Here is a 26,204-nt window from a genome sequence, read left to right as displayed (position 1 = left end):
GGGTGTGGACAGGGGTCAGGGGCGGGTCAGGACGTTGAAGAGGGCGCCGTGGGGGTCGCGCAGGGCGGCGAAGCGGCCCGCCGGCGTGGTCTGGGGCGGGACCAGGATGGTGCCGCCGAGTTCGGCCGCGCGGGCGGCGGCCGCGTCGGCGTCGGTCACGGCGAAGTACACCGACCAGTACGCGGGCATGTCCGCGGGGAACCCGTCCCCGAGCGGCGGCACCATGCCGGCCACGATCCGGGCGCCGAGCCGCCAGCCGGTGTAGGTGACCGGGCCCATGCGCTGGTCGTCCGGGTGCCAGCCGAAGACCAGCTCGTAGAAGACCTTCGCGCCCTCCGGATCGGGAGTCACCAGTTCGGTCCAGGTCAGCGCCCCCGGGGTGTCGAAGACCTCGGCCCCGGGCATCGCCATCGGCTGCCAGACGCTGAACGCCGCCCCGGCGGGATCGGCGAAGACTGCCATCCGCCCCTGGTCGAAGACCTCGAACGGAGGCACCACGACCTGCCCACCGGCCCGCTCGACCCGGCCGGCCACCAGGTCCGCGTCGTCGGTCGCCAGGTACGTCGACCAGATCGGCACCTGCTCGGGAATGGCCGGCGGCCCCGCGCCCGCCACCGCCCGCCCGTCGAGCAGGAAGACCGTGTAGCCGCCCGCCTCGGGCTCCGGGTCGATCCGGCCGGTCCAACCGAACAGTTCGGGGTAGAACCGCCGCGCCTCGGCGAGACCCGGGGTGGCGAGGTCGGCCCAGCAGGGCGTACCCGGCGGGACGGTGCTCACGGCGACCCCTCTCGGCGGGGGACGGCCACGCCGGCACGCCCCTGCCGGCATCGTGGCACCGACCCGCCGCGCCACGTGGCGGATCGGACGAAACGTCAGCTGAACCGTCGACCCCGTCGCGCTCTCCCGCCTCCCCGAGGCAGGTCGCCGGTCAGCCGAGCGGGGCGGGCAGCGGTCGGGTGTGCAGCACGGCGAGCCGGGAGACCGCCCGGGTGAGCACCACGTAGAGCCGGTGCAGGCCGCGCGGCTCGGCGGCCACGATCGCCGCCGGCTCGACGACGATGACGTGGTCGTACTCCAGGCCCTTGACCAGGGTCGCCGGCACCACCGTGACGCGCGCCGCGGCGGCCGGCTCGTCGACGGTCGCGGTGTCGACCCCGGCCGCGTCCAGCGCCGCTCGCAGCCCGTCGACCGCGTCGTCGGCGGCGATCACCGCAACCGAGCCGTCGAACGCCAGCGCCGCGCGCACCTCGGCCACCGTCGCGGCGGTCAGGTCGTCGACGGTACGCACGTCCAGCGCGCCGTCGCGGCGCAGCGACTCGGCCGGGGGCACGTCGACGGCGAGGGCGGGCAGCAGCCGGTTGGCGAACGCGACCACGGCGGCCGGCACCCGGAAGCCGACCGTCAGCGGCACCACGACGGCGTCCGGCTTGCCGAGGTGGCGCAGGGACTCCCGCCAGTCGGCCGCGGCCCACGGGGCGGTGCCCTGGGCCAGGTCCCCGAGGAGGGTGATCGACCCGTGTTCGCTGCGTCGGGCGATCACCCGGCACTGCATCGGGGAGAGGTCCTGCGCCTCGTCGACGACGACGTGCCCGAAACCGCCCGGGCGCTCGATCAGCCCGGCCGCCTCGTCGATCAGCACGGCGTCGGCCGCCGTCCACTTCGTGGCCTTCGGCGTACGCCCGAGCTTCGTGCCGGCCGGGGTCGGCCGCCGGGCCGGGGCGCGCGTGGTGCCGGGGGCCGGGTCGGGGGTGCCGGCCGGCGCCGTCGGGTCGCTCACGAGTTCCGGGGCGAGGCCGCGCAGCCGCGCCTGCTCCTCGGTGCTGAGCAGCCCGTCCGCCGCCGCGGCGAGCCGCTGCGGGTCGCTGAGCAGGGCGTGTACCAGCCCTTCCGGGGTGAGCGCCGGCCAGACCGCGTCGAGGAAGGCGGTGACCGGCGTGGCCTTGCCCATCCGGCGCAGCCAGGCGTCACTTGGGGACTCGGCACGCCGCGCCTCGGCCTGCCGTTGCAGCAGCGCCACCACCCGGGCCCGGACGCGCTCGCGGCCCGTCGCGTACGGCAGCCGCTCGCGGCGGGTCTCCTCGACGACCCGGTGCAGCGGGTCCAGCCCGATCCGCCAACGGAACGAGCCGTCCGAGACCATGATCGGCTCGGTCGGCGCGCCGATGTGGGCGTCGACCGCCCGGCGCAGCACCTCGGCCATCCGGGCGTCGTGTTTGACCGCCGCCACCGCCGGGTCGTCGACGGCCCGTACGGGCACCCGGGCCACCAGGTCCTCCACCGTGGCCTGTTCGACCTCCACCTCGCCGAGTGCCGGCAGCACCGCCGCGATGTACGACAGGAAGGCCCGGTTCGGCCCGACGATCAGCACGCCGGACCGGCGCAGCCGCTCCCGGTGCAGGTAGAGCAGGTACGCGGCCCGGTGCAGGCCGACGGCCGTCTTGCCGGTGCCCGGGGCACCCTGCACGCAGATCGAGTCGGCGAGGTCGGCCCGGACCAGCTCGTCCTGCTCGGGCTGGATGGTGGCGACGATGTCGCGCATCGGCCCGACGCGCGGCCGTTCGATCTCGGCGGTCAGGATCCGGCTGGTCGTGCCGAGTTCCTCGCCCCGGTCGAGGCGCTCGTCCTCGAAGCTGGTCAGCGCACCGTTGCTGAACCCGAAGCGGCGCCGTACCGCCACGCCCTGCGGGTCGCGCGCGCTCGCCCGGTAGAACGAGCGGGAGACCGGTGCCCGCCAGTCCAGCACCAGCGGCTCGCCCCGGTCGTCGGTGACGTGCCGCCGGCCGACGTGGTAGCGCCGCCCGGCGTGGTCCGCGTCCCACCCGTCCGGTTCGTCGCCGGGGTCGCGGGGCCGGTCGGCGGCGGGCGGGGCGCCGGTCGCCGGGCCGAAGTCGAGGCGTCCGAAGAAGAGCGGCGTGGTGGGGTCGTCGGCGAGTTCGGCGACCCGCCGGGCCAGGGTGCGCCCGAGCGTCTCCGCCGCGTACGCGTCGCCGGCCACCTGGTCGCCGGTGGAGAAGAGTGCCTGGGCACGTTCCCGCATCTGGGCCAGGGCGGCCCGGGAGGTGGCGAGGTGCTCGCGTTCGGCGGCGAGGTCGGCGTCGAGGTCGAGATCGAGGTCGGTCACGCGGAATCCCGTCGGGGTCATCTGCCGGTCGCTCGCGTGTCCGGTGGGCGGATGGGCCGCCCCCGGCGCGGGACGTCCGATGCGGTGCTCACCTCACCCTGGCCGTCAAGCGACCTGACAGCCTACGCGTCGGGCGCGCCGCGTCCACCGAATTTCGGCCGCGACACCGCCCGCCGGGGTGGGGAACCCGGTCAGGCGCGGCGAAGCGCCGATGTGCTCCTGGCGTAGCCCGGCTTGACCGGAGAAGCGGGCCGGCCTGGGACTGCTGCGCTGCCGGTCGACAGCGGCGCGCGACCAGGAATCATGGACGCATGACGGAGGCGCGTCCCGAGCGGCGACGGATGACGATCAACGACCCGCAGGTGATGCGGGCGTTGGCCCACCCGGCCCGAATCGCGATCATCGAACATCTGGACCGGGTCGAGGGCGGCGCGACCGCCACCGAGTGCGCGGAGATCGCGGGGCTGTCGCCGAGCGCGACCAGTTACCACCTGCGCGCGCTGGCGAAGTCGGGCCTGGTGGAGCAGGCGCCGAGCCGGGGCGACGCGCGTGAGCGGCTGTGGCGCACGGTCGGTCGGGGCCTGATGGTCGACGCCGGGCGCGCTGCCGGGCCGGAGGCGCGTGCCGCCGAGCAGGCGCTGGTGGAGGCGCACGCGGCCCGGGACATGGAGCGCGTCCGGGACTGGCTGCGCCGCGCCGGTGACGAGCCGCCCGAGTGGTACGACGTCGCGCTGTTCAGCGACACGATGCTGCTGCTCACCGCCGACGAGTTGGCCGGGCTGAACGAGGCGGTGAGCGCGCTGTTCGAGCCGTACCGGCAGCGGAACCGCCAGGCTGGTCCGCCCGAGGGGGCGCGTAGCGTGGCGGTGCAGTACCGGGCGGTGCCGCTGACGTAGGGGGTTGATCCGGGCAGTTGTGAAGGATTATTTTCGAAGTATGTCCTTCACAACTGCCGGGTCGCGCTGGTCCGACGTCTGGCTGACCGCCACCGCGCGCGGCATCTCGATGTGCGGGGACTTCCTCGCCGCCACCGCCCTCGCGCTCGCCCTCCAGGCGGCCGGCGCCAGCGGTCTCGCCGTCTCCGGACTGCTGCTGGCGGCCACCCTGCCGCTCGTGGTGCTCGCCCCGCTCACCGGCCGCCTCGCCGACCGGGCCGACAGCCGTACGCTGCTGGTCACCGCCGGTCTGGCGCAGGTCGCCGTCTGCTCCCTGCTCGCCTTCGTCGACCACCCCGCCCTCATCATCGGGCTCGTCGCGCTGCTCGCCTGCGGGCTCGCCGTGACCCAGCCCTGCCTCGCGGCGCTGCTACCGACGATGGTGCGCGCCGCCGACCTGCCCCGGGCGAGCGCCATCAACCAGACCGCCTCGTCCCTGGGCGCGCTCGCCGGCCCGGTGCTCGCCGGGCTGCTGGTCGGGCAGTTCGGCACCCGCGTACCGCTGCTCATCGACGCCGCGAGCTACCTCGCGCTGGTGGCCGTGGGCCTGCTGCTGCGGACCCGGCGGGGCGGCCGGCGGGTGGCCACGCCGACGTCGGGGCCGGACCGGGCCCCGGCGTGGCGGCTGCGGCGCGATCCGTTGCTGCTGGCCGTCGTGACGAGCACGGCGGCGGTCATCACGGCCGTCGGCGGCATCAACGTGATCGAGGTCTTCTTCATTCGGGAGACGCTCGGCGGCTCATCCACCACGTACGGGCTGGTCGGCGCCGCCTGGATGGCGGGGATGCTGCCCGGCAGCTGGCTCTGCGCCCGCCTTGCCCACCGGCTCACCGACGACGCCGCCCTGGTGTACGGGGTGCTGGTGACGCTCGGCGGCATCTGCCTGACGGTGCTGGTCGCCGCCGCCGTACCCAAGGCCGCGCTGCTGGTCCCGCTCTGGCTGGTCGCCGGCGCGGCGAACGGCGGGGAGAACGTCTTCGCCAACCTGCTCACGGCCCGGCGGGTGCCGGAGGCGTCGCGCGGCCGGGCGTACGCCCTCTACGGCGCGGCGGTGCAGGGCGGCTCGATGGGTGGGTACCTGATCGGGGGCGCCCTGCTGGCGCTGCTGTCGCCGCGTCCCCTCATCGCGGGCGCCGGCGCTGCCGGCCTGGTGGCGGTGGTGGCATTCGTGCCGGTCGTCGTCCGCTCCGCCCGACGCGCCCGGGCGACCGGCACTCCAAGCGGCACCGGGGAGCCGGCCGGCGACACGGCGGATGCGGGGTTGGCCACTCCCGCCCCGGCCCGCTGAGCCCGTGCCGGCCGGCGGGGATACGGTCGGGGCATGGCTGAGCACGTCGCACGCCCCCGGGTCGGGCACATCCAGTTCCTGAACTGCCTGCCGATCTACTGGGGGCTGATGCGCTCCGGCGCCCTGATCGACGTCGACCTGCACAAGGACTCCCCCGACAGGCTGAGCGCCGCGCTCGTCGCCGGCGACCTGGACATCGGCCCGATCTCCCACGTGGAGTACCTGCGCCACGCCGACGAGCTGCTGCTCCTGCCCGACCTGGCGGTCGGCAGCGACGGCCCGGTGCTGTCGGTCAACATCGTCTCCACCCGCCCGCTGGCCGAGCTCGACCACGGCAAGGTGGCGCTGGGCTCGACCTCGCGGACGGGTGTGCTGCTGGCCCAGTTGCTGCTCGGCGAGCGGTACGGCGTGAACCCCGAGTACTTCCGCTGCCCGCCCGACCTGACGCAGATGCTGCTGGAGGCCGACGCCGGGGTGCTGATCGGCGACGTGGCGCTGCGCGCCCTCTACGAGGCGCCGAGGCGCGGGCTGGAGGTCACCGACCTGGGGCAGGCGTGGCGGGAGTGGACGGGCCTGCCGATGGTCTTCGCCGTCTGGGCGGTACGCCGCGACTTCGCCGCCGCCCACCCGGGCCTGGTCAAGGAGGTGCACGAGGCGTTCCTGCGGTCCCGGGACCTCTGCCTGGCGGAGCTGGACCAGGTGGCTGAGGCTGCCGCGCGCTGGGAGCCGTTCGACGCGGCGACCCTGGCGACGTACTTCCGGGCGCTGGACTTCTCCCTCGGCGAGCGTCAGGTGGCGGGCCTGCGGGAGTTCGCCGGCCGGGCCGCCGCCGTCGGCGCCGCCCCGTCCCTGCCCGCCGCCGGCCCGGCCTTCTTCACGGGCTGACCTGCCTGCCCCGCGCGTCCCCCTCCACGGTCCGTCGATCATGGAGTTGTGGCGGGCGGTAAGGGCATCAGCGTCCCTTGTGCGAGGCGTCACAACTGCATGATCGACGCCCGGTCTGGGATAGGGCCGGGAGTGGGCATCGGCGCCCGGTCTCGGGTCCGGCCGGGTCGGGTCGGGCTAGGTCAGGTGGTGGGGCGGAGCAGGGCTTCGGTGATCTTCTCGCAGTTCTCCATGCCGTACTCGTAGCCCATGCCGATCGGGTAGCGGACCATCACGCCCATCGTCCAGGTGTCGCCGATGGCGAGGCAGTTGATGTGCATCTCCTGCTCCTTGGTCCGGTCGATCCAGCCGTTCTTGATGGCGATGGTCTTGCGTTCGGCGGCCGGGAACGCCTTACGGATGCCGAAGTCGCCGCTGCCCCGGACGAGCCGCATCTCGTCGATCAGCCACTTGGTCCACTCCGGTCCGGCGGCGCGGCCGTCGGCGATGCAGGCGCCCATCCGGGCCGTGTCGCGGGGGGAGAGCTTCGTCCGGCTCCAACCGCCGTCGCTTGCGACGCTGCTGTCGGTCAACTCGCACAGCGAGAGCAGCCGCTTGATCGAGGCGGACCCGCCCAGCGCGTTGTAGAACTGCTGGGCCCGGGTGTTGTCGCTGTCGCGGATGATCTTCGTGGCGTCGGCCAGCTTGGCGTCGCTCGGGGTCTGCCCCTTCTCGTCGGCACGACGCAGGTAGTCGGCGACGATCCACGCCTTGATCAGCGACGCGGTGGTGCTGGTCTCGTCCATGTTGTCCGAGCCGATGATCTCGCCGCTGCGGCGGTCGAGGACGCTCCAGGAGTACCAGCCCTCGATGTCCAGGTCGAGGTCCTTCGCCTGGAACGGCAGCGGCTCCGGCTCGGGGGTCGGTGACGGCGAGGGCGACGGCCGGGTGCTGCGGTTGCTCGGGGCGGTCGTGGCGCGCTCGGTGGGGGTGCCCCAGGTGGCGGCGGCGGTGGACTCGAATGGCGAGCCCGGCAGCAGCCGCAGCGAGACGAGCACCAGGCCGATGAGGACCACCGCGATGACGATCAGCCTGCCGGGGGAGGCGTCGGTCGGCCTGTCGGCCCGACGCCGTCGCGCCATCAGAGCTTCCCGACGGGCTGCTGTGGCACCTTGAGGGCGGCGCCCGGCTGGGGGGTCACGAGCTGGCTGGCGACCGAGGCGCAGACCTGCGCGCCGTAGGCGAGGCCGTTCTTCTGGGGGTATCGCAGCATCACCGCGAGGCTCCACTTGTCGTTGACGGCGAGGCAGTTGACGTGCCAGTTGCCGTCGTAGTTGAGCGGGGTCCAGCCGTTCTTCATGCCGACGGGGCCCTGGTCGAGGATCGACTGGGGGAGGCCGTCGATGATGCCCCAGCGGCCGCCGCCGGAGCGGGCCTTCTGGTCCTTGGCGGCCGTGCTGCCCCGGACCTTGCTCATCTCGTTCAGCAGGATCTTGGTCCACTTGGGGCCGGCGGCCGTGCCGTCGGCGATGCAGTCGCCGAGCCGCACGGCGTCGCGCGGCGACATCCGGGTGAAGCTCCACCAGCCCACGTAACCCGGCACGTTGCCCGGCTTGGTGTCGGTGAGCTCGCAGATGTCGACCATCCGCGTGATCGTCGCGGCGCGGCCCACCGCAGCGTAGAGGGCGTTGGCGGCGTCGTCGTCGCTGTCCCGGATGGCGGCGATGATCTGCTTCTTCCGTTCCTCCATCAGCGCCTTGCCATCGAGCCTGCGGAGGTAGTCCGCCGCGAACCAGGCCTTGATCATCGACTCGGTCGAGCTGGTCGAGGCCATGTTCTTCGACCCGGAGATCTGGCCGGTCGCCCGGTCCATCAGGGCCCAGGAGAAGAACTCGCCCTTGAAGTCCACCGTCACCGGGCCGGCGGCGAGGGTCGGCGGCGGTGGGGCAATCGGCGCGGGCACCGCGACGCTCCCGCCGCCGCCTCCGCCGCTCGCGTCATCGCCGGCGAGTCGGGCGTACGCGGCCGGGACGAGCAGGCCGCCACCGAGGAGGACCGCCACGACGGCGAGCACCAGGGTCACGCGGGATCGCATGAGTGGATGAACTCCAGATGTCAGGGCCGGGGGGACCGGCTGTTGTCGGACGGATCGGCGGCTCGCCGAGGGCCGGGGGGAAGCGCCCTGCGTGTTCGCGGGCGATCGTCGGCAGCCGATCGGTGTGACGGAGGAAGTCTACGTGCGGATCGGCCCGGCGCCAGGACCCGACGCCTGGCAACTTGCCATGTAGGCGGGATATCGGGACGTTACGCGGCTGTTGAGGGGATTCACCTTTCCTTCGTGACTCAAGTCATAGTTTTCCCGGTCACGGGCAGTGGCTGCCCCGTCCCGAAAGAGTCTCCGGAAACCTGTTACACCCTCTGGTGCCCCGAGCGGCAAGCTGTAACACTTGACGCCATGTATGGCAACGACTTCTCCGCCGAGGACGCACCCGGCGGTGGCCTGCTCGGCGAGGTCGAGGCGGCGGAGGCGGCCCTGCGGGAGGCCGCCGAACGCGGTCGTCGAAGCGGCGCCCCCGGCCCGGGTGAGGACCTCGAGGCGTACTTCGCCGAGGTCATCGACGCCGACCAGAAGATCGAGCCGCGCGACTGGATGCCCGAGGCGTACCGCAGGACGTTGATCCGGCAGATCGCGCAGCACGCGCACTCCGAGATCATCGGCATGCAGCCGGAGGGCAACTGGATCAGCCGCGCCCCCTCGCTGAAGCGCAAGGCGATCCTGCTGGCCAAGGTCCAGGACGAGGCCGGCCACGGCCTCTACCTGTACGCCGCCGCCGAGACGCTCGGGATCAGCCGGGACGAGCTGGTCGAGCTGCTGCTCAACGGCCGGCAGAAGTACAGCTCGATCTTCAACTACCCCACCCTGACCTGGGCCGACGTGGGCGCCATCGGCTGGCTGGTGGACGGCGCCGCGATCGTCAACCAGGTGCCGCTCTGCCGCTGCTCCTACGGGCCGTACGCGCGGGCGATGATCCGGGTCTGCAAGGAGGAGTCGTTCCACCAGCGGCAGGGCTACGAGATCCTGCACACGCTGGCGCACGGCACCGACGCGCAGAAGGCGATGGCGCAGGACGCCCTCGACCGCTGGTGGTACCCGTCACTGGCCATGTTCGGCCCGCCGGACACCGACTCCACCCACTCGGCGCAGTCCATGGCCTGGAAGATCAAGCGCTTCTCCAACGACGAGCTGCGCCAGCGCTTCGTGGACATGTGCGTGCAGCAGGCGGAGAGTCTCGGTCTGACGATCCCGGATCCCGACCTGCGCTGGAACGAGTCGCGGCAGTCGTACGACTTCACCCAGCCCGACTACGACGAGCTGATGCGGGTGATCAAGGGCGAGGGACCGTGCAACCGGCAGCGGATGGAGCACCGCCGCCGTGCCCACGACGACGGCGCCTGGGTGCGCGAGGCCGCCGCGGCGTACGCCGCGAAGCGGGTGGAGCAGAAGGAGAAGGTGGCGGCGTGAGCGAGCGCAGCGAGCGAACGGACCAGCGCGGCGTGAGCGGTGCGTCGCCCCTGTGGGAGGTCTTCGTGCGGGCGCGGCGCGGGCTGTCGCACACCCACGTCGGCAGCCTGCACGCCCCCGACGCCGAGCTGGCCCTGCGCAACGCACGGGACCTCTACACCCGCCGCCAGGAGGGCGTCTCCATCTGGGTGGTGCCGGCGGGCGCGATCACCGCGTCCAGCCCCGACGAGAAGGACGCGTTCTTCGACCCGGCGGCCGACAAGGTCTACCGCCATCCCACCTTCTACGACGTGCCGGACGGGGTGGCCCACCTGTGAGCGAGCGCAACGAGCGAGCCGTTCGGCTCAGCACCGGGGCGCGTCGCGCCACCGCCGGGCGGAGCGGGGTGGCGGCGTGACCGGTCCCTTCGACTTCGCCCTCGCCCTCGGCGACGACGCGCTCATCGCGGCGCAGCGGCTGGCCGAGTGGACCAGCCGCGCGCCGGAGATGGAGGAGGACATCGCCCTGGCCAACATCGCCCTCGACCAGCTCGGCGCGGCCCGCCTCCTGCTGTCGTACGCGGGCGAGCTGGAGGGCGCCGGCCGGGACGAGGACGCGCTGGCGTTCCTCCGCGACGACCGGGAGTTCCGCAACTGCCTGCTCGTGGAGCTGCCCAACGGCGACTTCGCGGTCACCATGGCCAAGCTCCTCTTCCTCTCGGCCTACCAGCTTCCCCTCTACACCGCGCTGGCCGGGTGCGCCGACGAGCGGCTGGCCGCGATCGGGGCCAAGGCCCGCAAGGAGTCGGCCTACCACCTCGACCACGCCTCGACGTGGGTGCGGCGGCTCGGCGACGGCACCGAGGATTCGCACCGGCGCATGCAGGCGGCGGTCGACGAGGTCTGGCCGTACGTCCACGAGCTGTTCGCCCCCGCCCCGGCGGCGCCGGTCGACCCGGCCACCCTGCGGGCCGCCTTCGACGCCCGGGTCGCCGCCGTGCTGGACGAGGCCACGCTGACCCGACCGGAGCCGGGCTGGGCGCCGGCCGGCGGGCGCGACGGCGTACACACCGAGCACCTGTCCTACCTGCTGGCCGAGATGCAGGTCCTGCACCGCGCCCACCCCGGAGCCAACTGGTGAATCCGAGGGAGGCCGTGGCGGCGGTGGTGGATCCGGAGATCCGGGTCGTCACCATCGACGACCTCGGCATCCTGCGGGCGGTCGACGAGGACCCGGCCACCGGCCGCGTCGTGGTGACCATCACCCCCACCTACACGGGCTGCCCGGCGATGGACGTGATCCGCGCCGACATCCGGCGGGCGCTGGCTGCCGTCGGTCGCTCCGACGCCGAGGTGCGCACCGTCTACAGCCCGGCGTGGAGCACCGACTGGATCTCCGAGGCCGGCCGGGCCAAGCTCGCCGCCGCCGGCATCGCCCCGCCGTCGCCCGTACGGGCCGACAACGTGGTGCCGCTGACGATCGCCGTCCGCTGCCCGCGCTGCGGCTCGCCAGAGACGGAGCAGGTCAGCCGCTTCGGCTCGACCGCGTGCAAGGCGCTCTGGCGCTGTCGTTCCTGCCGTGAACCCTTCGACCACCTGAAGGCGCTGTGACTGTCACGATCACCCGCCCGGTCCGTCGCCGGCCGGTCTTCCACCCGCTGCCCGTCGCCGCCGTCGACCGGCTCACCGACGACGCCGTGGCGGTCACCTTCGCCGTGCCCGAGGAACTGCGGGAGACGTTCGCGTTCTCCGCCGGGCAGCACCTCACCGTCCGGCGTCCGGGCGCCGACGGCGAGGACGTGCGGCGGTCGTACTCGATCTGCTCCACGCCCGACGACCTGGCCCGGCACGGCCGGCTGCGGATCGGCGTGCGGGAGATCCCCGGCGGCGCCTTCTCCACGTTCGCCTGCGGCGCGCTGCGCGGCGGCGACACGATCGAGGTGCTGCCGCCGCTCGGGCACTTCACCACGGCCTTCGCGCCGGAGCGGACCCGCCACTACGGCGCGGTGGTCGCCGGCTCGGGCATCACCCCGGTGCTCGCGCTCGTCGCGACGGCGCTCGCCGTCGAGCCGGCCAGCACCTTCACCCTGGTGTACGGCAACCGCACGGCGAACACGGTGATGTTCGCCGAGGAGCTGGCCGACCTGAAGGACCGCTGGCCGACCCGGCTGCACCTGGTGCACGTGCTCTCCCGGGAGCAGGGCGAGTCGCCGCTGCTCTCCGGCCGGATCGACGCCGACCGGCTGGGCCGGTTGCTGGACAGCATCGTGCCCGGGGACGCCGTCGACGAGTGGTTCCTCTGCGGCCCGTACGACATGGTGGTGGACGCCCGGGAGGTGCTCGCCGCACGCGGCGTGCCGGAGTCGGCGGTGCACACGGAGCTGTTCCACGTCGCCGAGGCCCCGGCCCCGCCACGGCGCCCCGCCGACGAGCCGGGGGGCGGCGCCGAGGTGACGATCCTGCTGGACGGCCGGTCGTCGAGCTTCACCATGCGGCGCGACGAGCGGGTGCTGGACGCGGCGCTGAAGGTGCGCGGCGAGCTGCCCTACGCCTGCAAGGGCGGGGTCTGCTCGACCTGCAGGGCCAAGGTGGTCGACGGCGCGGTCACGATGGCCCGCAACTACGCGCTGGAGCCGGACGAGGTGGCCGCCGGCTACGTCCTGACCTGCCAGTCCAGCCCGACCACCGACCGGCTGACGGTCGACTACGACGCCTGACGGGTCTGCCCGCCGGGCGGCGGGAGCAAGCCGGGCCGGCGGGGTCGGCGCCGGCACCGCACCGACCCCGCCGACCCCACACCGCCGTGGTCAGCTCGGGGCCTTGACCTGGCCGTCGTAGGCGATGCTGCGCCACAGGTCGAACTGGCGGTCGTTGCCGACCAGCGGGTTGCCGGCCAGCGCGACGGCGGCGTGCACCTCCTCGTCGTTGCGCAGCTGGCGGAAGTAGCCGGGGCCGACGAGGGCGATGCCGCGACCGGGTGACTGGATCAGCTTCATGTCGTTCTCCGTGAGGTCGAGGGGTGGGTTGCCGGTGAGCTGGCGGGCCACGTCGGCGCGCATCGAGTCCAGGTCGATGAACGACGGGTCGATCTTGCCGCTGGTGCTGGTCTCCCGGTGGCCCCGGGCGTGGCTGGCGTCCCGGCCGAGCCGCCGCAGCACGGCGGCGGTGGCGAGCACGGAGGCGCTGTACTGGGCGCCGGTCATGGCCTGGCTGACCCCGTTGTAGTCGATCTCCCAACCGACCATCAGGGTGTTGCCGTCACCGGCCGGGATGGGTCCGCTGCCGCGGCTGACGCCCGCGTGGTTGGCCCGTCCGCCCGAGATGACGTGGAAGACGCCGTGGTAGTCGACCAGGGCCTGGCAGAGGGGGCCGGGCAGGTCGGACCGGCCGTTGATGCAGATGTTGAGGGCGGGGTGCGGGTTGCCGGCGCTGGAGGTGGCCGCCGTGTGGTGCCAGAGCACGCCGATGGGGGCGAACGAGCTGCCGGCCACCCGGCCGAGCCAGTTGCCGTGCTCGACCACCGTGACACCGGCGGCGCGGAGCACGTCGGCCAGCCAGGGGATGGTCGCCATCAGTCCGCCGCCAGGTCGGCGAGGCACCCCGGCGTCCGGGTCGTCGTGGGAAAAATCATCCACGGATGCTAATTGATCGATGCGTCGGGGATAAGTCCCCCGGATCCTCTCATCGCCCGGCGGGGGCCTGTGGCGTGGTCGACAGGAGTCCGGCGGGGCCGGCCCGGGGCGGGGCGACGTAGGCTCGGGGGGTGAGTGTGAGCCGGGAGATCGACGACATCCTGCAGCGCGGCGCGGACGGCGGGCGGATCACGCCCGAGGAGGCCCTGCTGCTCTACACCGAGGCGCCCTTCCATGCCCTGGGCGAGGCCGCCGACGCGGTACGCCGACGGCGCTACCCGGACAACATCGTCACGTACCTGATCGACCGCAACATCAACTACACGAACGTCTGCGTGACGGCGTGCAAGTTCTGCGCGTTCTACCGGGCGCCGAAGCACAAGGAGGGCTGGACCCACCCGACCGAGGAGATCCTGCGCCGCTGCGGCGAGGCGGTCGAGCTGGGCGCCACCCAGGTCATGCTCCAGGGCGGGCACCACCCGGACTACGGCGTGGAGTACTACGAGGAGCTGTTCTCCTCGGTCAAGAAGGCCTACCCGCAGCTGGCCATCCACTCGATCGGCCCCAGCGAGATCCTGCACATGGCCAAGGTCTCCGGCGTCAGCCTTGACGACGCCATCGCCCGGATCAAGGCGGCCGGCCTGGACTCGATCGCCGGCGCCGGCGCGGAGATGCTGCCCACCCGGCCCCGCAAGGCGATCGCGCCGCTCAAGGAGTCGGGTGAGCGCTGGCTGGAGGTCATGGAGCTGGCGCACCGGCAGGGTGTCGAGTCGACCGCCACCATGATGATGGGTACCGGCGAGACCGCCGCCGAGCGGATCGAGCACCTGCGGATGATCCGCGACGTGCAGGACCGCACGGAGGGCTTCCGGGCGTTCATCCCCTGGACGTACCAGCCGGAGAACAACCACCTCAAGGGCCGTACGCAGGCCACCACCCTGGAATACCTGCGGCTGGTCGCGGTGGCCCGGCTCTTCTTCGAGACGGTGCCGCACCTGCAGGCGTCCTGGCTGACGACGGGCAAGGACGTCGGGCAGCTCGCCCTGCACATGGGCGTGGACGACCTCGGCTCGATCATGCTGGAGGAGAACGTCATCTCCTCGGCCGGCGCGCGGCACCGCTCCAACCTGCACGAGCTGATCGGGATGATCCGCTCGGCCGACCGGATCCCCGCCCAGCGCGACACCCTCTACAACCGGCTGGCCGTGCACCGCACCCCGGCCGACGACCCGACCGACGAGCGGGTGGTCTCGCACTTCTCCTCGATCGCCATGCCGGGCGGCGGCGCCGGCAGGTCCCTGCCGCTGGTCGACGCCCGCTGAGCGGTCTTTCCGCCGGCATCCGCACCGCACCCCACCGTCGTCCGGCGGTGGGGTGCCGTCGTACGTGGGCCGCTGCGTGGATCACAGGTGCACGAATAGTGACGCTCATTCATCCGTGCGGCTGGCCGATCGGGTGAATTCCCGTGAGCCGTTGATCTCGATTAGATTGCCGTTCGGAGTCGGTGCCGGGGTGCCCGGGGCAGCAAGACATATCAATCCGGGCATTCCTTAAGTGATTCTTAGCCGCACTGTTCAAGATGCGCAAACTGTGGGGTGGCGGGCGTGATCGCTTACCGCTAACGTCCCCGGCCGTACCTTTCCTTTGCCCCAACGGGGGGACCTCTTTCATGATCTTCCGTAATCGTTCGCTGGCGCGTATCGGCGCCGGCGCGCTGCTCGCCTCCGGCGCGTTGACCGTCCTCGGTAGCCCGGCCCACGCCTCGGGCACGGAGACGGACCTCGCGATCGACGTGGCGGGCACGCGGGTCGCCGCCGGCGCGGAGGGCAAGTTCGCCTACGCCAAGGTGACCAACACCGGCAAGAACACCCCGGGTGAGCTGGCCGTGCGGGTGGACGTGTCCAAGGTCGACTTCGACAAGGTCGCCGCCGTGCCGGCCGTCGAGGACGGCTGCGACGTGGAGTTCGCCGGGGAGAAGCCGACGGCGTTCGTCTGTCACGCCACGGAGAAGGGCCTGCCGGGCCCGGGCGAGACCACCGACCTGCCGATCGTCCTGTTCAAGTTCGAGGGCACGGGCACCTACAAGGCGCCTCTGACCTTCAAGCTCATCTCGAAGGACGACACCAACGCGGCGAACAACACCAAGACCGCCACGCTGGACTTCTCGGACGCCAGCGGACCGGACCTCTCGGTCGTCGCCGAGGACGTCAAGCAGGCCGTGAAGATCGTCGACGGCAACCCGGTCTACTCCGGCGACCTGCACGCGGGCGGCCGGTCGGCACTGACCTACTTCATCAGCAACCAGGGTGACGTGGCCGCCGCCGGCCTCAAGATCAGCGTCAAGCTGCCCAAGGGCGTGACCCCGACCGAGGTGGAGCCCGGCTGCGAGTACGCGGCCGACAAGTCCACCTTCACCTGCACCTACGCCGACTTCGGGCTGATCCCGCAGGACGAGGACACCAACGGCGAGGACGAGGTCTACTCGGCCTACGGCTTCTACCACCTGTTCGACGTGGCGGCGGACGTGAAGCCGGGCGCACTCAAGGGCGGCCTGGTCAGCGTCGAGCCGATCGGTTCGCCGGCCAAGCGGATGCGGGCGGCCGCGGTCACCCTGCCGGAGAACGTCACCGGCCTGCGGGCGACCGACGTGGACGCCTCCGACAACTCCGACGGCTACGCGGTGATCGTCGCGGCCAAGGGCGGCGCTGGCGGCGGCGGTGACGACGACGGCGGCCTGCCGGTCACCGGCGCGCAGACCACCCTGATCGGCGGCATCGGCGGCGTGGTGCTGGTCGCGGGCGCGGTCATGTTCATGATGGCGCGGCGGCGCCGGGTCGTCCTGGTGACCCCGGGCGACGAGAAGCCGACGGCCTGACGGTCGTCCTCTATCGACCCGCGAGGGTCGTTCACATAACGCACGGCAGCGGGGGCGGGATGGGTGACCATCCCGCCCCCGCTGTGCGTCGGGCCGTCCGACCGGATCGGCCGGACGGATGAAACACGATCTCCCTGCTGGCGGGCGGCATCGACCTTCGATAACGTCCGCCCGGGTTCCGCAACACCCGCCTCATTCCCTAACCCCCGGGGGACCGATGACCCTGTTCCATCGTTCGGCCCTGGCCCGCGCCGGCGCCGTGGCACTCCTCGCGGCGGGTGGCCTGACCGCCGTCGCCGTTCCCGCTCACGCCGCTGACGGGCCGGACCTGGCCCTGATGCCGATGAGCACCCAGCTGGCGAAGGGCGTCGACGCCGCCCGGAGCAAGCCGTTCAAGTTCACCGTGACCAATGTGGGCACGGCCACCGCGCAGGACGTCTCGTACCGGGTCGACACCCGGGAGCTCAAGAAGAGGCGGGTCGGTTTCGTGGTGCCCGAGGGCTGCCGCGTCGTCGAGAGCCACCTCTACCAGTGCTCCCTCGGCGACCTGCCCGCCGGCACCAGCAAGGACTTCGGCGTCCCGCTCTTCAGCACCGGCGGCCGGGGCAACGGCGGCACGCTGGTCGTCGGCGTCACCACCACCACGCCGGGCAGCGACCTCGGTGACGAGGTCGAGGTGCCGGTCACCGTGACGAAGCCCGGCTACGACCTGACCGCCTGGGTGCAGGACATCCAGGCGGGCGTCGTGGTCAACGGCGCGGTGGCCGACGAGCCGGACCTGAAGCCGGTGCGCCGGGGCGTGACCGTCCCGCTGGACTGGGCGGTCTACAACGACGGCAGCCGGCCCGCGACCGGCGTCTTCTACGGCATCACCCTCCCGGCGGGCGTCAGCTTCGTGACGCTGCCGGAGAGCTGCGTCCGGCAGGTGTTCCTCGGCAGGGAGCAGGCGTTCTGCGAGGACGCCGGCGCGGTCATCCGCCGGGGGCAGTACTACACCGCCGACGTCACGGTGAAGGTCGGCGACGACGTCACCGAGCCGGTGCTCCGGGAGGGCGACCTCTTCGCGTACGGGCTGGACGTCGCCGAGGGCGAGCCCGAGGAGGAGTCGCGGGTGGCCGGCCAGGCGCAGCGGAAGGCCTTCTCCGAGACCGACGTGATGGACAACCACACGATCTTCGAGGCCTTCGTCGACCTGTCCGCGCAGCCGAGCCCGACGCCGACGCCGACCGTGGCGCCGACGGCGACCCCGACCGGTGGACCCACGCCGGTCCCGACCACGACCCCGGGCAGCGGCGGCGGTGGCGGTGACGGCGGGCTGCCGGTGACCGGCGTGCAGGCCGGGCTGATCGGCGGCATCGGCGCGGCCGTGCTGCTGGCCGGCGGCGCGCTGCTGCTGGTCTCCCGGCGGCGCAGGGTCGTCCTGGTGGCGCCCGGCGACGAGAAGTCGACCGACTGACGTACGGCCACACGGGGGCGGGATGGGGCGACCATCCCGCCCCCGCGGCGTGTCCGGGCGTCGCCCCTGCTCCGGGGCGTGCTCACCGTCGACGGGCCGCCCGGGCCGGCCTGGCGTGTCGCCCTGGCGGAACCGAGCGCCGGCGGTCGACCCACCGGTCGCCCGTGCGGGCCGGGCTGGCAGAGTGGAGGGGTGAGCCGTTCCCCGCAGGGCCAGCGCGCCAACCTGGACAAGCAGCCGCACGAGGTCGCCGCGATGTTCGACGGCGTGGCGGCTCGCTACGACCTGACCAACACCGTCCTCTCCTTCGGACAGGACCGGTTCTGGCGGCGGGCGACCCGCGCCGCCCTCGATCTGCGGCCGGGTGACCGGGTGCTCGACGTGGGCGCCGGCACCGGCGTCTCCACGGAGGAACTCGCCCAGTCGGGCGCGTACGCGGTCGGCGCGGATCTGTCCCTCGGGATGCTGCGCGTCGGCAAGCGGTCCCGTCCCCAGGTGCCGCTGCTGGCGGGGGACGCGTTGCGGCTGCCCTTCGCCGACGCCACCTTCGACGCGGTGACCATCTCGTTCGCGCTGCGCAACGTGAACGACACCGACGCCGCCCTGCGGGAGTTGGCCCGGGTCACCAGGCCGGGCGGCCGGCTGGTGGTGTGCGAGTTCAGCACCCCGGTGAACCCGGCGTTCCGCACGGTCTACCTGTCGTACCTGATGCGTTCGCTGCCGAGCGTGGCGCGTGCCGTCTCCAGCAACCCCGACGCGTACGTCTACCTGGCGGAGTCGATCCGGGCGTGGCCCGACCAGCCCGCCCTGGCCGCGCGGATCGGCGCGGCGGGCTGGGGCCGGGTGGCCTGGCGCAACCTGACCGGCGGGATCGCGGCGCTGCACCGCGCGGTACGCGACTGACCGAGGTTGCCTGCCTCTTTTCGCAGATATCCGTTTTTGTGCCAGTTCGTTCCGTAAGATCGCCCCATGACGGGACCACAGCAGGCGGTCGGCGCGGAGACCACCGACGACGACGCGGCCGAGTTGATCGCCCAGCTCAAGGAGTTGGCCGGCGCGGATCCCGCCGACGTCCGTGAGGTGGTGGCCGAGGTGTTGGCCGCCCTGGACCGCGCCGCAGGCGGCGCGCTACGCGAGCACCTGCCGGAGGCGATCCGGCACGACGCCGGCCTGGACCCGGCGGCCGCCGCCCACTGACACCCGCCCCGACGACCCCGCCTCCGACCTCGGCCGACGCCTCTCCGGCAAGTTAGGTACCCCTGGTCCGGGCCGGTCATGGCGTCGGTCATAGACTCCCACCGTCTGGCTTGTGAAGGATTTCACGAGCATGCGGGAGGAGGCGCGGGATGGCCGCGGTGGAACATGACGCCGACGTGATCGTCGTGGGCGCCGGTCCCGGTGGGTCGGCTACCGCATACCACCTGGCTCGGCACGGCGTACGGGTGCTGCTGCTCGAGAAGACCGAGTTCCCCCGGGAGAAGGTCTGCGGCGACGGGCTGACCCCGCGCGCGGTGCGCCAGCTGATCCGGATGGGCGTGGACACCTCGCCCGAGGCGGGCTGGCTGCACAACCGCGGCCTGCGGGTGATCGGCGGCGGCGTCCGGCTCGAGCTGGACTGGCCCGACCTCGCGAGCTTCCCCAACTACGGCCTGGTGCGCACCCGGCTCGACTTCGACGACCTGCTCGCCCGGCGCGCCGTCGAGTCCGGCGCCGAGCTGCGTACCGGCGTGAACGTCACCGGCCCGGTGCTGGGCCCGGACGGCCGGGTGACCGGCGTGGAGGCGGAGGTCGGCCCGGGCAAGGAGCCCGCCACCTTCCACGCGCCGCTGGTCGTCGCGGCCGACGGGGTCTCCGGCCGCTTCCCGCTCGCCCTCGGGCTGGCCAAGCGCGAGGACCGGCCGATCGGCGTCGCCGTCCGGCGCTACTACCGCTCGCCCGCCAAGCACGACGACAACTACCTGGAGTCCTGGCTCGAGCTGCGCAGCAAGGACAGCGGCGACAACCTGCTGCCCGGGTACGGCTGGATCTTCGGGCTGGGGGACGGCCGGGTCAACGTCGGCCTCGGCGTACTCAACTCCTCGTCCGCGTTCGGCAAGACCAACTACCGTCGGCTGCTCACCGACTGGCTGGCCAACACGCCGGCCGACTGGGGCATGACCGACGAGGCGAACGCGGAGGGCCCGATCCTCGGCGCCGCCCTCCCCATGGGGTTCAACCGGGTGCCGCACTACACCCGCGGCGTGATGCTGGTCGGCGACTCCGGCGGCATGGTCAACCCGTTCAACGGCGAGGGCATCGCCTACGCGATGGAGTCCGGTGAGCTGGCCGCGGAGGTCGCCGTGCAGGCGCTCGCGCGCCCCGCCGGCGCGGACCGGGAGCGTGCCCTGGCGGCGTACCCGGCGGAGCTGAAGGTGCGCTTCGGTGGCTACTACCGCCTCGGTGGCATCTTCGTGAAGCTCATCGGCCGCCCGGAGATCATGCGGATGGCCACGAAGCACGGCATGCCGCACCCGATGCTCATGCGCTTCGTGCTCAAGCTGCTGGCCAACCTGACCGACCCGCGCGACGGGGACGCGATGGACCGCGTCATCAACGCGATGACGAGAGTGGCGCCGGCCGTGTAGCGCGAGGACGAGCCTGGGCGCCCCTGCGGTCGCGAAAGAAGGCAGCGCTGTGTGACGGCCCCGTTCACAGACTGCGACGACCGCAGGTGCGGACAGGGGAGATCGACCCCCGGCGGCGACCGTCGCCAGGGACGTGAATAGTGTGATTTTTGACAAGGACCAGGGGCAGGGAAGGACGAGCAGGAGAAAACGATGTCGCTCTCGCCTTACGCACCGATCATCGGGCTGTTCGCCCTCGCCGCGGCGTTCGCGCTGTTCTCCGTGGCCGCTGCCCGCTTCGCCGGTCCCCGGCGCTACAACAAGGCCAAGCTCGAGGCGTACGAGTGCGGCATCGAGCCCAGCCCGCAGCCGGTTGGCGGCAGCCGGTTCCCGATCAAGTTCTACCTGACGGCGATGCTCTTCATCGTCTTCGACATCGAGATCATCTTCCTCTACCCCTGGGCGGTCTCGTTCGACGCCCTGCCGATCTTCGGCTTCGTGGAGATGGTCCTGTTCATCGTCGCGGTCTTCGTCGCGTACGCCTATGTCTGGCGGCGTGGCGGCCTGGACTGGGACTGAGGGAGGAACCTCAGATGGGTATCGAGGAGAAGCTTCCCGCGGGTGTCCTGCTCACCTCCGTGGAGAAGCTGGTCAACTGGTCGCGGAAGACGTCGGTCTGGGGGGCCACCTTCGGCCTGGCCTGCTGCGCGATCGAGATGATGGCCGCCGGTGGCCCGCACTACGACATGGGCCGCTGGGGCATGGAGGTCTTCCGGGCGTCGCCCCGGCAGGCCGACCTGATGATCGTGGCCGGCCGGGTGAGCCAGAAGATGGCCCCGGTGCTGCGCCAGATCTACGACCAGATGGCGGAGCCCCGCTGGGTCATCTCGATGGGCGTGTGCGCCAGCAGCGGCGGCATGTTCAACAACTACGCCATCGTGCAGGGCGTCGACCACGTCGTCCCGGTCGACATGTACCTGCCGGGCTGCCCGCCCCGGCCCGAGATGCTCATCGACGCGGTCCTCAAGCTGCGCGAGAAGATCATGCACGAGCCGCTCGGCCCGAACGGCCGCAAGATGCTCGAGGCGCGGCAGGCCCGTGGCGACGTCCCGGTCGTGCCCTACGGCTCGATGCCGTCGTCGTACCGCAGCGACAAGGCCCGGCGGGCCGAGTGGACCAAGGCGGTCCGTGAGGGTCGCGAGGAGCAGCTGCGGATCGAGAACTGGATGAAGGCCCAGAACCACCTGCACGGGAGTGTGAAATGACCGCGCCTAACGACGGCGGCGTGCCGGTGCCGGTGACGCCGGCGGGCGCCACCAGCGGGGCACCGGCCGAGTTTCCCCCGGCCAGCCCGGCGGGGCGCGGCATGTTCGGCAACCAGGGCTCCGGCGACGTGTCCGGCTTCGGCGGCCTCGTCCGCCAGCGCCGGACCATCGAGGACGCGCCCCGGCCCTACGGGGGCTACTTCGACGAGGTCCGCGACGCGCTGGAGGAGGCCTACCCGGCCTTCGCCGACGCCGTCGAGAAGGTCGTGGTCGACCGGGGCGAGCTGACGCTGCACATCCGCCCCGAGCGGATCGCCGAGGTCTGCCAGGTGATGCGGGACGACATGGCGCTGCGCTTCGAGCTCTGCTCCTCGGTCTCCGGGGTGGACTACCTCGGCGCCGACGCCCGTCGCCTGCACGTCGTCTACCAGCTCACCTCGATGACCTACCGCCGCACGGTGCGGCTGGAGGCCGCGGTCTCCGCCGAGGACCCGCACCTGCCGAGCGTCACGTCGGTCTACCCGACGGCGGACTGGCAGGAGCGTGAGGCGTACGACATGTTCGGCATCATCTTCGACGGCCACCCCAACCTGACCCGGATCCTCATGCCGGACGACTGGGAGGGGCACCCGCAGCGCAAGGACTACCCGCTCGGCGGCGTCCCCGTCGAGTACAAGGGCGCTGAGATCCCGCCGCCGGACCGGAGGAGGTCCTACCAGTGAGCGCGATGAGTGAGCTTGCGAGCCCCGCAGTCGTGAACGGAGGGCCGGCACTGTGAGCACGTCGAACTACGCCACCGAGCGCGACACCACCGAGGGCAAGGTCTTCACCGTCACCGGTGGCGACTGGGACAGCGTCGTCTCGGGGACCGACCCGATCAACGACGACCGGATCGTCGTCAACATGGGTCCGCAGCACCCGTCGACGCACGGCGTGCTCCGGCTGATCCTGGAGCTGGAGGGCGAGACGGTCCGCGAGGCCCGCTCGGTCGTCGGCTACCTGCACACCGGCATCGAGAAGAACCTCGAATACCGCAACTGGGTCCAGGGCAGCACCTTCGTGACCCGGATGGACTACCTCGCCCCGATCTTCAACGAGACCGGGTACGCGCTGGCGGTGGAGAAGCTGCTCGGGATCTCCGACCAGATCACCGAGCGGGCGAACACCATCCGGGTCCTGATGATGGAGCTGAACCGGATCTCGTCGCACCTGGTCTGGGTGGCCACCACGGCCATGGAGCTGGGCGCGATCAACATGATGCTCTACGGCTTCCGCGAGCGTGAGTACGTCCTGGAGATCTTCGAGATCATCACCGGCCTGCGGATGAACCACGCGTACGTCCGTCCGGGCGGCGTGGCCCAGGACGTGCCGGACGAGGCGATCGTCAAGATCCGCGAGTTCCTCAAGCTGATGCCGAAGAAGCTCAAGGAGTACGAGAACCTCCTCTCCGGGCAGCCCATCTGGCTCGAGCGGACGAAGAACGTCGCCGTGCTCGACGTGACGGGCTGCGTCGCGCTCGGCGTGACCGGCCCGGTGCTGCGCTCCGCCGGCCTGGCCTGGGACCTGCGCAAGACCATGCCGTACTGCGGCTACGAGACGTACGAGTTCGACGTGCCGACGCACACCGACGGCGACGTGTGGGGCCGCTACGTGGTCCGGCTCGCCGAGATGCGCGAGTCGCTCAAGCTCGTCGAGCAGGCGCTGGACCGGCTCAAGCCGGGCCCGGTCATGGTGGCCGACAAGAAGATCGCCTGGCCGGCGCAGCTCGCCATCGGCGTCGACGGCATGGGCAACTCGCTGGAGCACGTCGCGAAGATCATGGGTCAGTCGATGGAGTCGCTGATCCACCACTTCAAGCTCGTCACCGAGGGCTTCCGGGTGCCGCCGGGTCAGGTCTACGTCGGCATCGAGGCGCCCCGCGGCGAGCTGGGCGTGCACGCCGTCTCCGACGGTGGCACCCGGCCCTACCGGGTGCACTACCGGGAGCCGAGCTTCGTCAACCTCCAGGCCCTCCCGGCGATGGCCGAGGGCGGCCTGATCGCCGACGTGATCGCCGGCGGCGCCTCGCTGGACCCCGTCATGGGTGGGTGTGACAGGTGAGCGCGAGGAGTGAGCTTGCGAGCCCCAGTCGCCCGCGCGAGGAGAGAGCGGAGCGAGCCCCGCAGTCGCGGGCAGAGGCGTGCCCAGTCGCGAACGGAAGGCGACGCTGATGAGTGTTTTCACTGACGAGACCCGCGAACGGGCACGGGAGATCGTCGCCCGCTACCCGGCCGACCGGTCCCGCTCGGCGCTGCTGCCGCTGCTGCACCTCGTGCAGGCCGAGGAGGGTTACGTCTCCCCGGCGGGCGTGGCGTTCTGCGCCGAGGTGCTGGGCCTGAACAAGGCCCAGGTCGGGGCGGTCGCGACCTTCTACACCATGTACAAGCGCCGGCCGACCGGTGACTACCTGGTGAGCGTCTGCACCAACACGATGTGCAACGTGCTCGGCGGCCAGGAGGTCTACGACACCCTCGCCGAGCACCTCGGCGTGGGGCACGACGAGACCACCGCCGACGGGAAGATCACTCTGGAGCACGCCGAGTGCCTGGCGGCGTGCGACTACGGCCCGGTGATGACGGTCAACTACGACTTCTTCGACGGCGTCGACCCGCAGAGCGCGCGCGGCGTGGTCGACGAGCTGCGCGCCGGCGGCCGGCCGATGCCGACCCGGGGCGCCCGGCTCTGCACCCTGAAGGAGATGGCCCTGCAGCTCGCCGGCTTCGCCGACGAGCGGGAGGGCGCGGTCGCCGAGGGCGGGCCGGGAGAGCCCACCCTGCGCGGGCTGCGGCTGGCACAGGAGCACGGCATCTCCGTGCCGGGCTTCGACCCGAACACCCCGATCCGCAGCAAGGCCGAGGCCGACAAGGCCGCCGCCGAGGCGAAGGCCCGGAGCGAGGCCGCGAAGCCGGCCCCGGAGCCGGCCAGGACCGTCCTCGGTGCGACCGGCAACGCGGGCACCGGCGAGCCGGCACCCGCCGCCGAGGCGGCCGGCAGCACCACCCGCGACGTGAAGGCGCCGGACGCCAAGTCGCCCGAGGTGCGTACCGCCGAGACCCGGCAGCCCGACGCGGCGACCGCCGTGCCGGACGCGCCCGGCACCAAGGTCCCGGTGGACGGCGCCCCGCCGGCCCCCCGCGACGCGCGGAAGGCGGAGGCCGCCGGCGCGGCGGCCAACGCGCCGGCCGGCGACGGCAAGCCCGCTGGCGACGAGGCCGGGGCGCAGGAGCGCAACCTCAAGGAAGCCGAGGCGGGGACGGGCGCCGATGGCGCGGGCTCCGCCGTCGCGAGCGAGACGGGGGTCCAGAAGTGACCACTCCCCGGCCGGAGACCCTGGCCAAGCTGACGCCGGTACTCACCAAGCGCTGGCTGTCGCCGGACGCCTGGGGGATCGGCACCTACGAGAAGCTCGACGGCTACGCGGCCCTGCGCAAGGCGCTCAAGGCGCACCCGGACGACCTGATCCAGCTGATCAAGGACTCCGGCCTGCGCGGTCGCGGCGGCGCCGGCTTCCCGACCGGTCTCAAGTGGGGGTTCATCCCGCAGGGCGACGGCAAGCCGCACTACCTCGTCGTCAACGCCGACGAGGGGGAGCCGGGCACCTGCAAGGACCTCCCGCTGATGACGCACGACCCGCACTCCCTCGTCGAGGGCGTGATCATCGCGTCGTACGCGATCCGTGCCAACCGCGCCTACATCTACATTCGGGGCGAGGCGGTGCACGCCGCGCGCCGGCTGCGCAACGCCGTGCGGGAGGCGACCGCCAAGGGCTACCTCGGCCGGAACATCCTCGGCTCCGGGTTCGACCTGGAACTGGTGGTGCACTCGGGCGCCGGGGCGTACATCTGCGGCGAGGAGACCGCGCTGCTGGACTCGCTGGAGGGCTTCCGGGGCCAGCCCCGGCTGCGCCCGCCGTTCCCGGCCACCCACGGCCTGTACGCGAGCCCGACGGTGGTCAACAACGTCGGCACCATCGCCAGCGTGCCGTACATCGTGCTGGGCGGCGCCGACTGGTGGAAGTCCATGGGCACGGAGAAGTCGTCCGGCCCGATGATCTACTCGCTCTCCGGCCGGGTCACCAACCCGGGCCAGTTCGAGTGCGGCATGGGCGTCACCCTGCGGGAGCTGATCGAGCTGGCCGGTGGCATGCAGCCCGGTCACAACCTGCGGTTCTGGACGCCGGGTGGGTCGTCGACGCCGCTGCTCACCGCCGAGCACCTGGACGTCCCGCTGGACTTCGAGGGGGTGGCGGCGGCCGGCTCGATCCTCGGCACCACGGCCACCCAGATCTTCTCCGACCAGGACTGCCCGGTCTACGCGACCTACCGGTGGCTGGAGTTCTACCACCACGAGTCGTGCGGCAAGTGCACCCCGTGCCGGGAGGGCAACTACTGGATGGTCCGGGTCTACCGGCGGATCCTCGCCGGTCAGGGCACCCACGAGGACCTGGACACCCTGCTGGACACCTGCGACAACATCCTCGGCCGCTCGTTCTGCGGTCTGGGCGACGGCGCGACCAGCTCGGTGACCTCGTCGCTGAAGTACTTCAAGCAGGACTACCTCGACTACATCGAGGGACGTACCGCGCCGAAGCTGTCGGACAAGCAGCTCGTGGGAGCGCACTGATG

At 72.3% G+C, this 26,204-nt stretch carries 25 protein-coding genes; 20 read left to right on the top strand and 5 right to left on the bottom strand.

Annotation, left to right across the window (positions count from 1 at the left end):
• Positions 1-15: 15 nt before the first annotated feature.
• Together ACGFIG_RS09955 and ACGFIG_RS09950 are read right to left on the bottom strand one after the other, a co-directional pair.
• Entirely contained in the window at positions 16-777 is a 762-nt protein-coding gene (locus ACGFIG_RS09955; RefSeq protein WP_393001067.1) for a VOC family protein, read from the bottom strand.
• Positions 778-928: 151 nt separating this feature from the next.
• Positions 929-3,142: a HelD family protein gene (locus ACGFIG_RS09950; protein ID WP_393001065.1), complete on the bottom strand. Its 2,214-nt coding sequence runs from the start codon at positions 3,140-3,142 to the stop codon at positions 929-931.
• Positions 3,143-3,432: 290 nt separating this feature from the next.
• Between ACGFIG_RS09950 and ACGFIG_RS09945 the strand changes: the two genes are divergently transcribed.
• Genes ACGFIG_RS09945 through ACGFIG_RS09935 form a run of 3 tightly spaced genes read left to right on the top strand, consistent with a single transcriptional unit; the run spans position 3,433 to position 6,229 of the window.
• Entirely contained in the window at positions 3,433-4,017 is a 585-nt protein-coding gene (locus ACGFIG_RS09945; RefSeq protein ID WP_393001063.1) for an ArsR/SmtB family transcription factor, read from the top strand.
• A gap of 40 nt (positions 4,018-4,057) precedes the next feature.
• Entirely contained in the window at positions 4,058-5,344 is a 1,287-nt protein-coding gene (locus ACGFIG_RS09940; protein ID WP_393001061.1) for an MFS transporter, read from the top strand.
• Between the two features lie 33 nt (positions 5,345-5,377).
• Positions 5,378-6,229 carry a menaquinone biosynthetic enzyme MqnA/MqnD family protein gene (locus tag ACGFIG_RS09935; RefSeq protein ID WP_393001059.1) on the top strand — a complete coding sequence of 284 codons (852 nt, stop codon included), beginning with the start codon at positions 5,378-5,380 and terminating at the stop codon, positions 6,227-6,229.
• Positions 6,230-6,411: 182 nt separating this feature from the next.
• Here the strand turns inward: ACGFIG_RS09935 and ACGFIG_RS09930 are convergent, their stop codons facing one another.
• Both ACGFIG_RS09930 and ACGFIG_RS09925 read right to left on the bottom strand, forming a co-directional pair.
• Complete coding sequence (locus ACGFIG_RS09930) at positions 6,412-7,350, bottom strand: hypothetical protein (protein WP_393001058.1); 939 nt, start codon at positions 7,348-7,350, stop codon at positions 6,412-6,414.
• A complete protein-coding gene (locus tag ACGFIG_RS09925; RefSeq protein ID WP_393001056.1) occupies positions 7,350-8,303 on the bottom strand; it encodes a hypothetical protein in 954 nt (317 codons plus the stop codon). The genes ACGFIG_RS09930 and ACGFIG_RS09925 overlap by 1 nt, the downstream gene beginning before the upstream one ends.
• A 360-nt stretch (positions 8,304-8,663) precedes the next feature.
• Here ACGFIG_RS09925 and paaA point away from each other — a divergent pair, with 360 nt between their 5' ends.
• The 5 genes from paaA to paaE all read left to right on the top strand — a co-directional run bounded on the left by paaA (position 8,664) and on the right by paaE (position 12,426).
• Positions 8,664-9,731, top strand: a complete 1,068-nt coding sequence (gene paaA, locus ACGFIG_RS09920) for a 1,2-phenylacetyl-CoA epoxidase subunit PaaA (protein WP_393001054.1) — start codon at positions 8,664-8,666, stop codon at positions 9,729-9,731.
• Positions 9,728-10,048: a 1,2-phenylacetyl-CoA epoxidase subunit PaaB gene (gene paaB, locus ACGFIG_RS09915; RefSeq protein WP_393001052.1), complete on the top strand. Its 321-nt coding sequence runs from the start codon at positions 9,728-9,730 to the stop codon at positions 10,046-10,048. The genes paaA and paaB overlap by 4 nt, the downstream gene beginning before the upstream one ends.
• Positions 10,049-10,124: 76 nt before the next feature.
• Positions 10,125-10,850, top strand: coding sequence for a 1,2-phenylacetyl-CoA epoxidase subunit PaaC (gene paaC / locus ACGFIG_RS09910; protein ID WP_393001050.1), 726 nt, complete (start codon positions 10,125-10,127; stop codon positions 10,848-10,850).
• Positions 10,844-11,320, top strand: a complete 477-nt coding sequence (paaD, locus tag ACGFIG_RS09905; protein WP_393001417.1) for a 1,2-phenylacetyl-CoA epoxidase subunit PaaD — start codon at positions 10,844-10,846, stop codon at positions 11,318-11,320. Before paaC ends, paaD begins: the two co-directional genes overlap by 7 nt.
• Entirely contained in the window at positions 11,317-12,426 is a 1,110-nt protein-coding gene (gene paaE / locus ACGFIG_RS09900) for a 1,2-phenylacetyl-CoA epoxidase subunit PaaE (RefSeq protein WP_393001048.1), read from the top strand. Before paaD ends, paaE begins: the two co-directional genes overlap by 4 nt.
• Before the next feature lie 90 nt (positions 12,427-12,516).
• Here the strand turns inward: paaE and ACGFIG_RS09895 are convergent, their stop codons facing one another.
• On the bottom strand, positions 12,517-13,281 hold the full coding sequence (locus ACGFIG_RS09895) for an N-acetylmuramoyl-L-alanine amidase (protein ID WP_393001046.1): 765 nt from the start codon (positions 13,279-13,281) through the stop codon (positions 12,517-12,519).
• 191 nt (positions 13,282-13,472) lie between these two features.
• On the opposite strand from ACGFIG_RS09895, the gene mqnC reads away from it, so the two are divergent.
• From mqnC to nuoF, 12 genes are all read left to right on the top strand, one after another.
• Entirely contained in the window at positions 13,473-14,663 is a 1,191-nt protein-coding gene (gene mqnC, locus ACGFIG_RS09890; RefSeq protein ID WP_393001044.1) for a cyclic dehypoxanthinyl futalosine synthase, read from the top strand.
• A 347-nt stretch (positions 14,664-15,010) separates the two neighbouring features.
• Positions 15,011-16,216 (top strand): LPXTG cell wall anchor domain-containing protein, encoded by a 1,206-nt coding sequence (locus ACGFIG_RS09885; RefSeq protein WP_393001042.1) that lies wholly within the window; start codon positions 15,011-15,013, stop codon positions 16,214-16,216.
• A gap of 217 nt (positions 16,217-16,433) precedes the next feature.
• Positions 16,434-17,672, top strand: a complete 1,239-nt coding sequence (locus tag ACGFIG_RS09880; RefSeq protein ID WP_393001040.1) for a cell wall anchor protein — start codon at positions 16,434-16,436, stop codon at positions 17,670-17,672.
• Positions 17,673-17,864: 192 nt separating this feature from the next.
• Entirely contained in the window at positions 17,865-18,575 is a 711-nt protein-coding gene (locus tag ACGFIG_RS09875; protein WP_393001039.1) for a demethylmenaquinone methyltransferase, read from the top strand.
• A gap of 66 nt (positions 18,576-18,641) precedes the next feature.
• Positions 18,642-18,869, top strand: coding sequence for a hypothetical protein (locus ACGFIG_RS09870; RefSeq protein WP_393001037.1), 228 nt, complete (start codon positions 18,642-18,644; stop codon positions 18,867-18,869).
• Positions 18,870-19,018: 149 nt separating this feature from the next.
• A complete protein-coding gene (locus ACGFIG_RS09865; RefSeq protein WP_393001035.1) occupies positions 19,019-20,296 on the top strand; it encodes a geranylgeranyl reductase family protein in 1,278 nt (425 codons plus the stop codon).
• Positions 20,297-20,488: 192 nt separating this feature from the next.
• Positions 20,489-20,854: an NADH-quinone oxidoreductase subunit A gene (locus ACGFIG_RS09860; RefSeq protein WP_393001033.1), complete on the top strand. Its 366-nt coding sequence runs from the start codon at positions 20,489-20,491 to the stop codon at positions 20,852-20,854.
• Positions 20,855-20,868: 14 nt separating this feature from the next.
• A complete protein-coding gene (locus ACGFIG_RS09855; protein ID WP_393001031.1) occupies positions 20,869-21,540 on the top strand; it encodes a NuoB/complex I 20 kDa subunit family protein in 672 nt (223 codons plus the stop codon).
• Positions 21,537-22,262: an NADH-quinone oxidoreductase subunit C gene (locus ACGFIG_RS09850; RefSeq protein ID WP_393001029.1), complete on the top strand. Its 726-nt coding sequence runs from the start codon at positions 21,537-21,539 to the stop codon at positions 22,260-22,262. The genes ACGFIG_RS09855 and ACGFIG_RS09850 overlap by 4 nt, the downstream gene beginning before the upstream one ends.
• Positions 22,263-22,314: 52 nt before the next feature.
• Positions 22,315-23,640, top strand: a complete 1,326-nt coding sequence (locus tag ACGFIG_RS09845) for an NADH-quinone oxidoreductase subunit D (protein WP_393001027.1) — start codon at positions 22,315-22,317, stop codon at positions 23,638-23,640.
• 109 nt (positions 23,641-23,749) lie between these two features.
• Positions 23,750-24,889: an NADH-quinone oxidoreductase subunit NuoE gene (gene nuoE / locus ACGFIG_RS09840; protein WP_393001025.1), complete on the top strand. Its 1,140-nt coding sequence runs from the start codon at positions 23,750-23,752 to the stop codon at positions 24,887-24,889.
• On the top strand, positions 24,886-26,202 hold the full coding sequence (gene nuoF / locus ACGFIG_RS09835) for an NADH-quinone oxidoreductase subunit NuoF (protein ID WP_393001023.1): 1,317 nt from the start codon (positions 24,886-24,888) through the stop codon (positions 26,200-26,202). Before nuoE ends, nuoF begins: the two co-directional genes overlap by 4 nt.
• The last annotated feature ends 2 nt before the right edge of the window (positions 26,203-26,204 follow it).

Origin of the sequence: Micromonospora sp. NPDC049048 (genome assembly GCF_043197615.1) — a bacterium.
Classification (GTDB): Bacteria; Actinomycetota; Actinomycetes; order Mycobacteriales; family Micromonosporaceae; genus Micromonospora.
The sequence above is the reverse complement of the archived record's forward strand: the minus strand, read 5'-3'. Positions and strand labels throughout refer to the sequence as shown.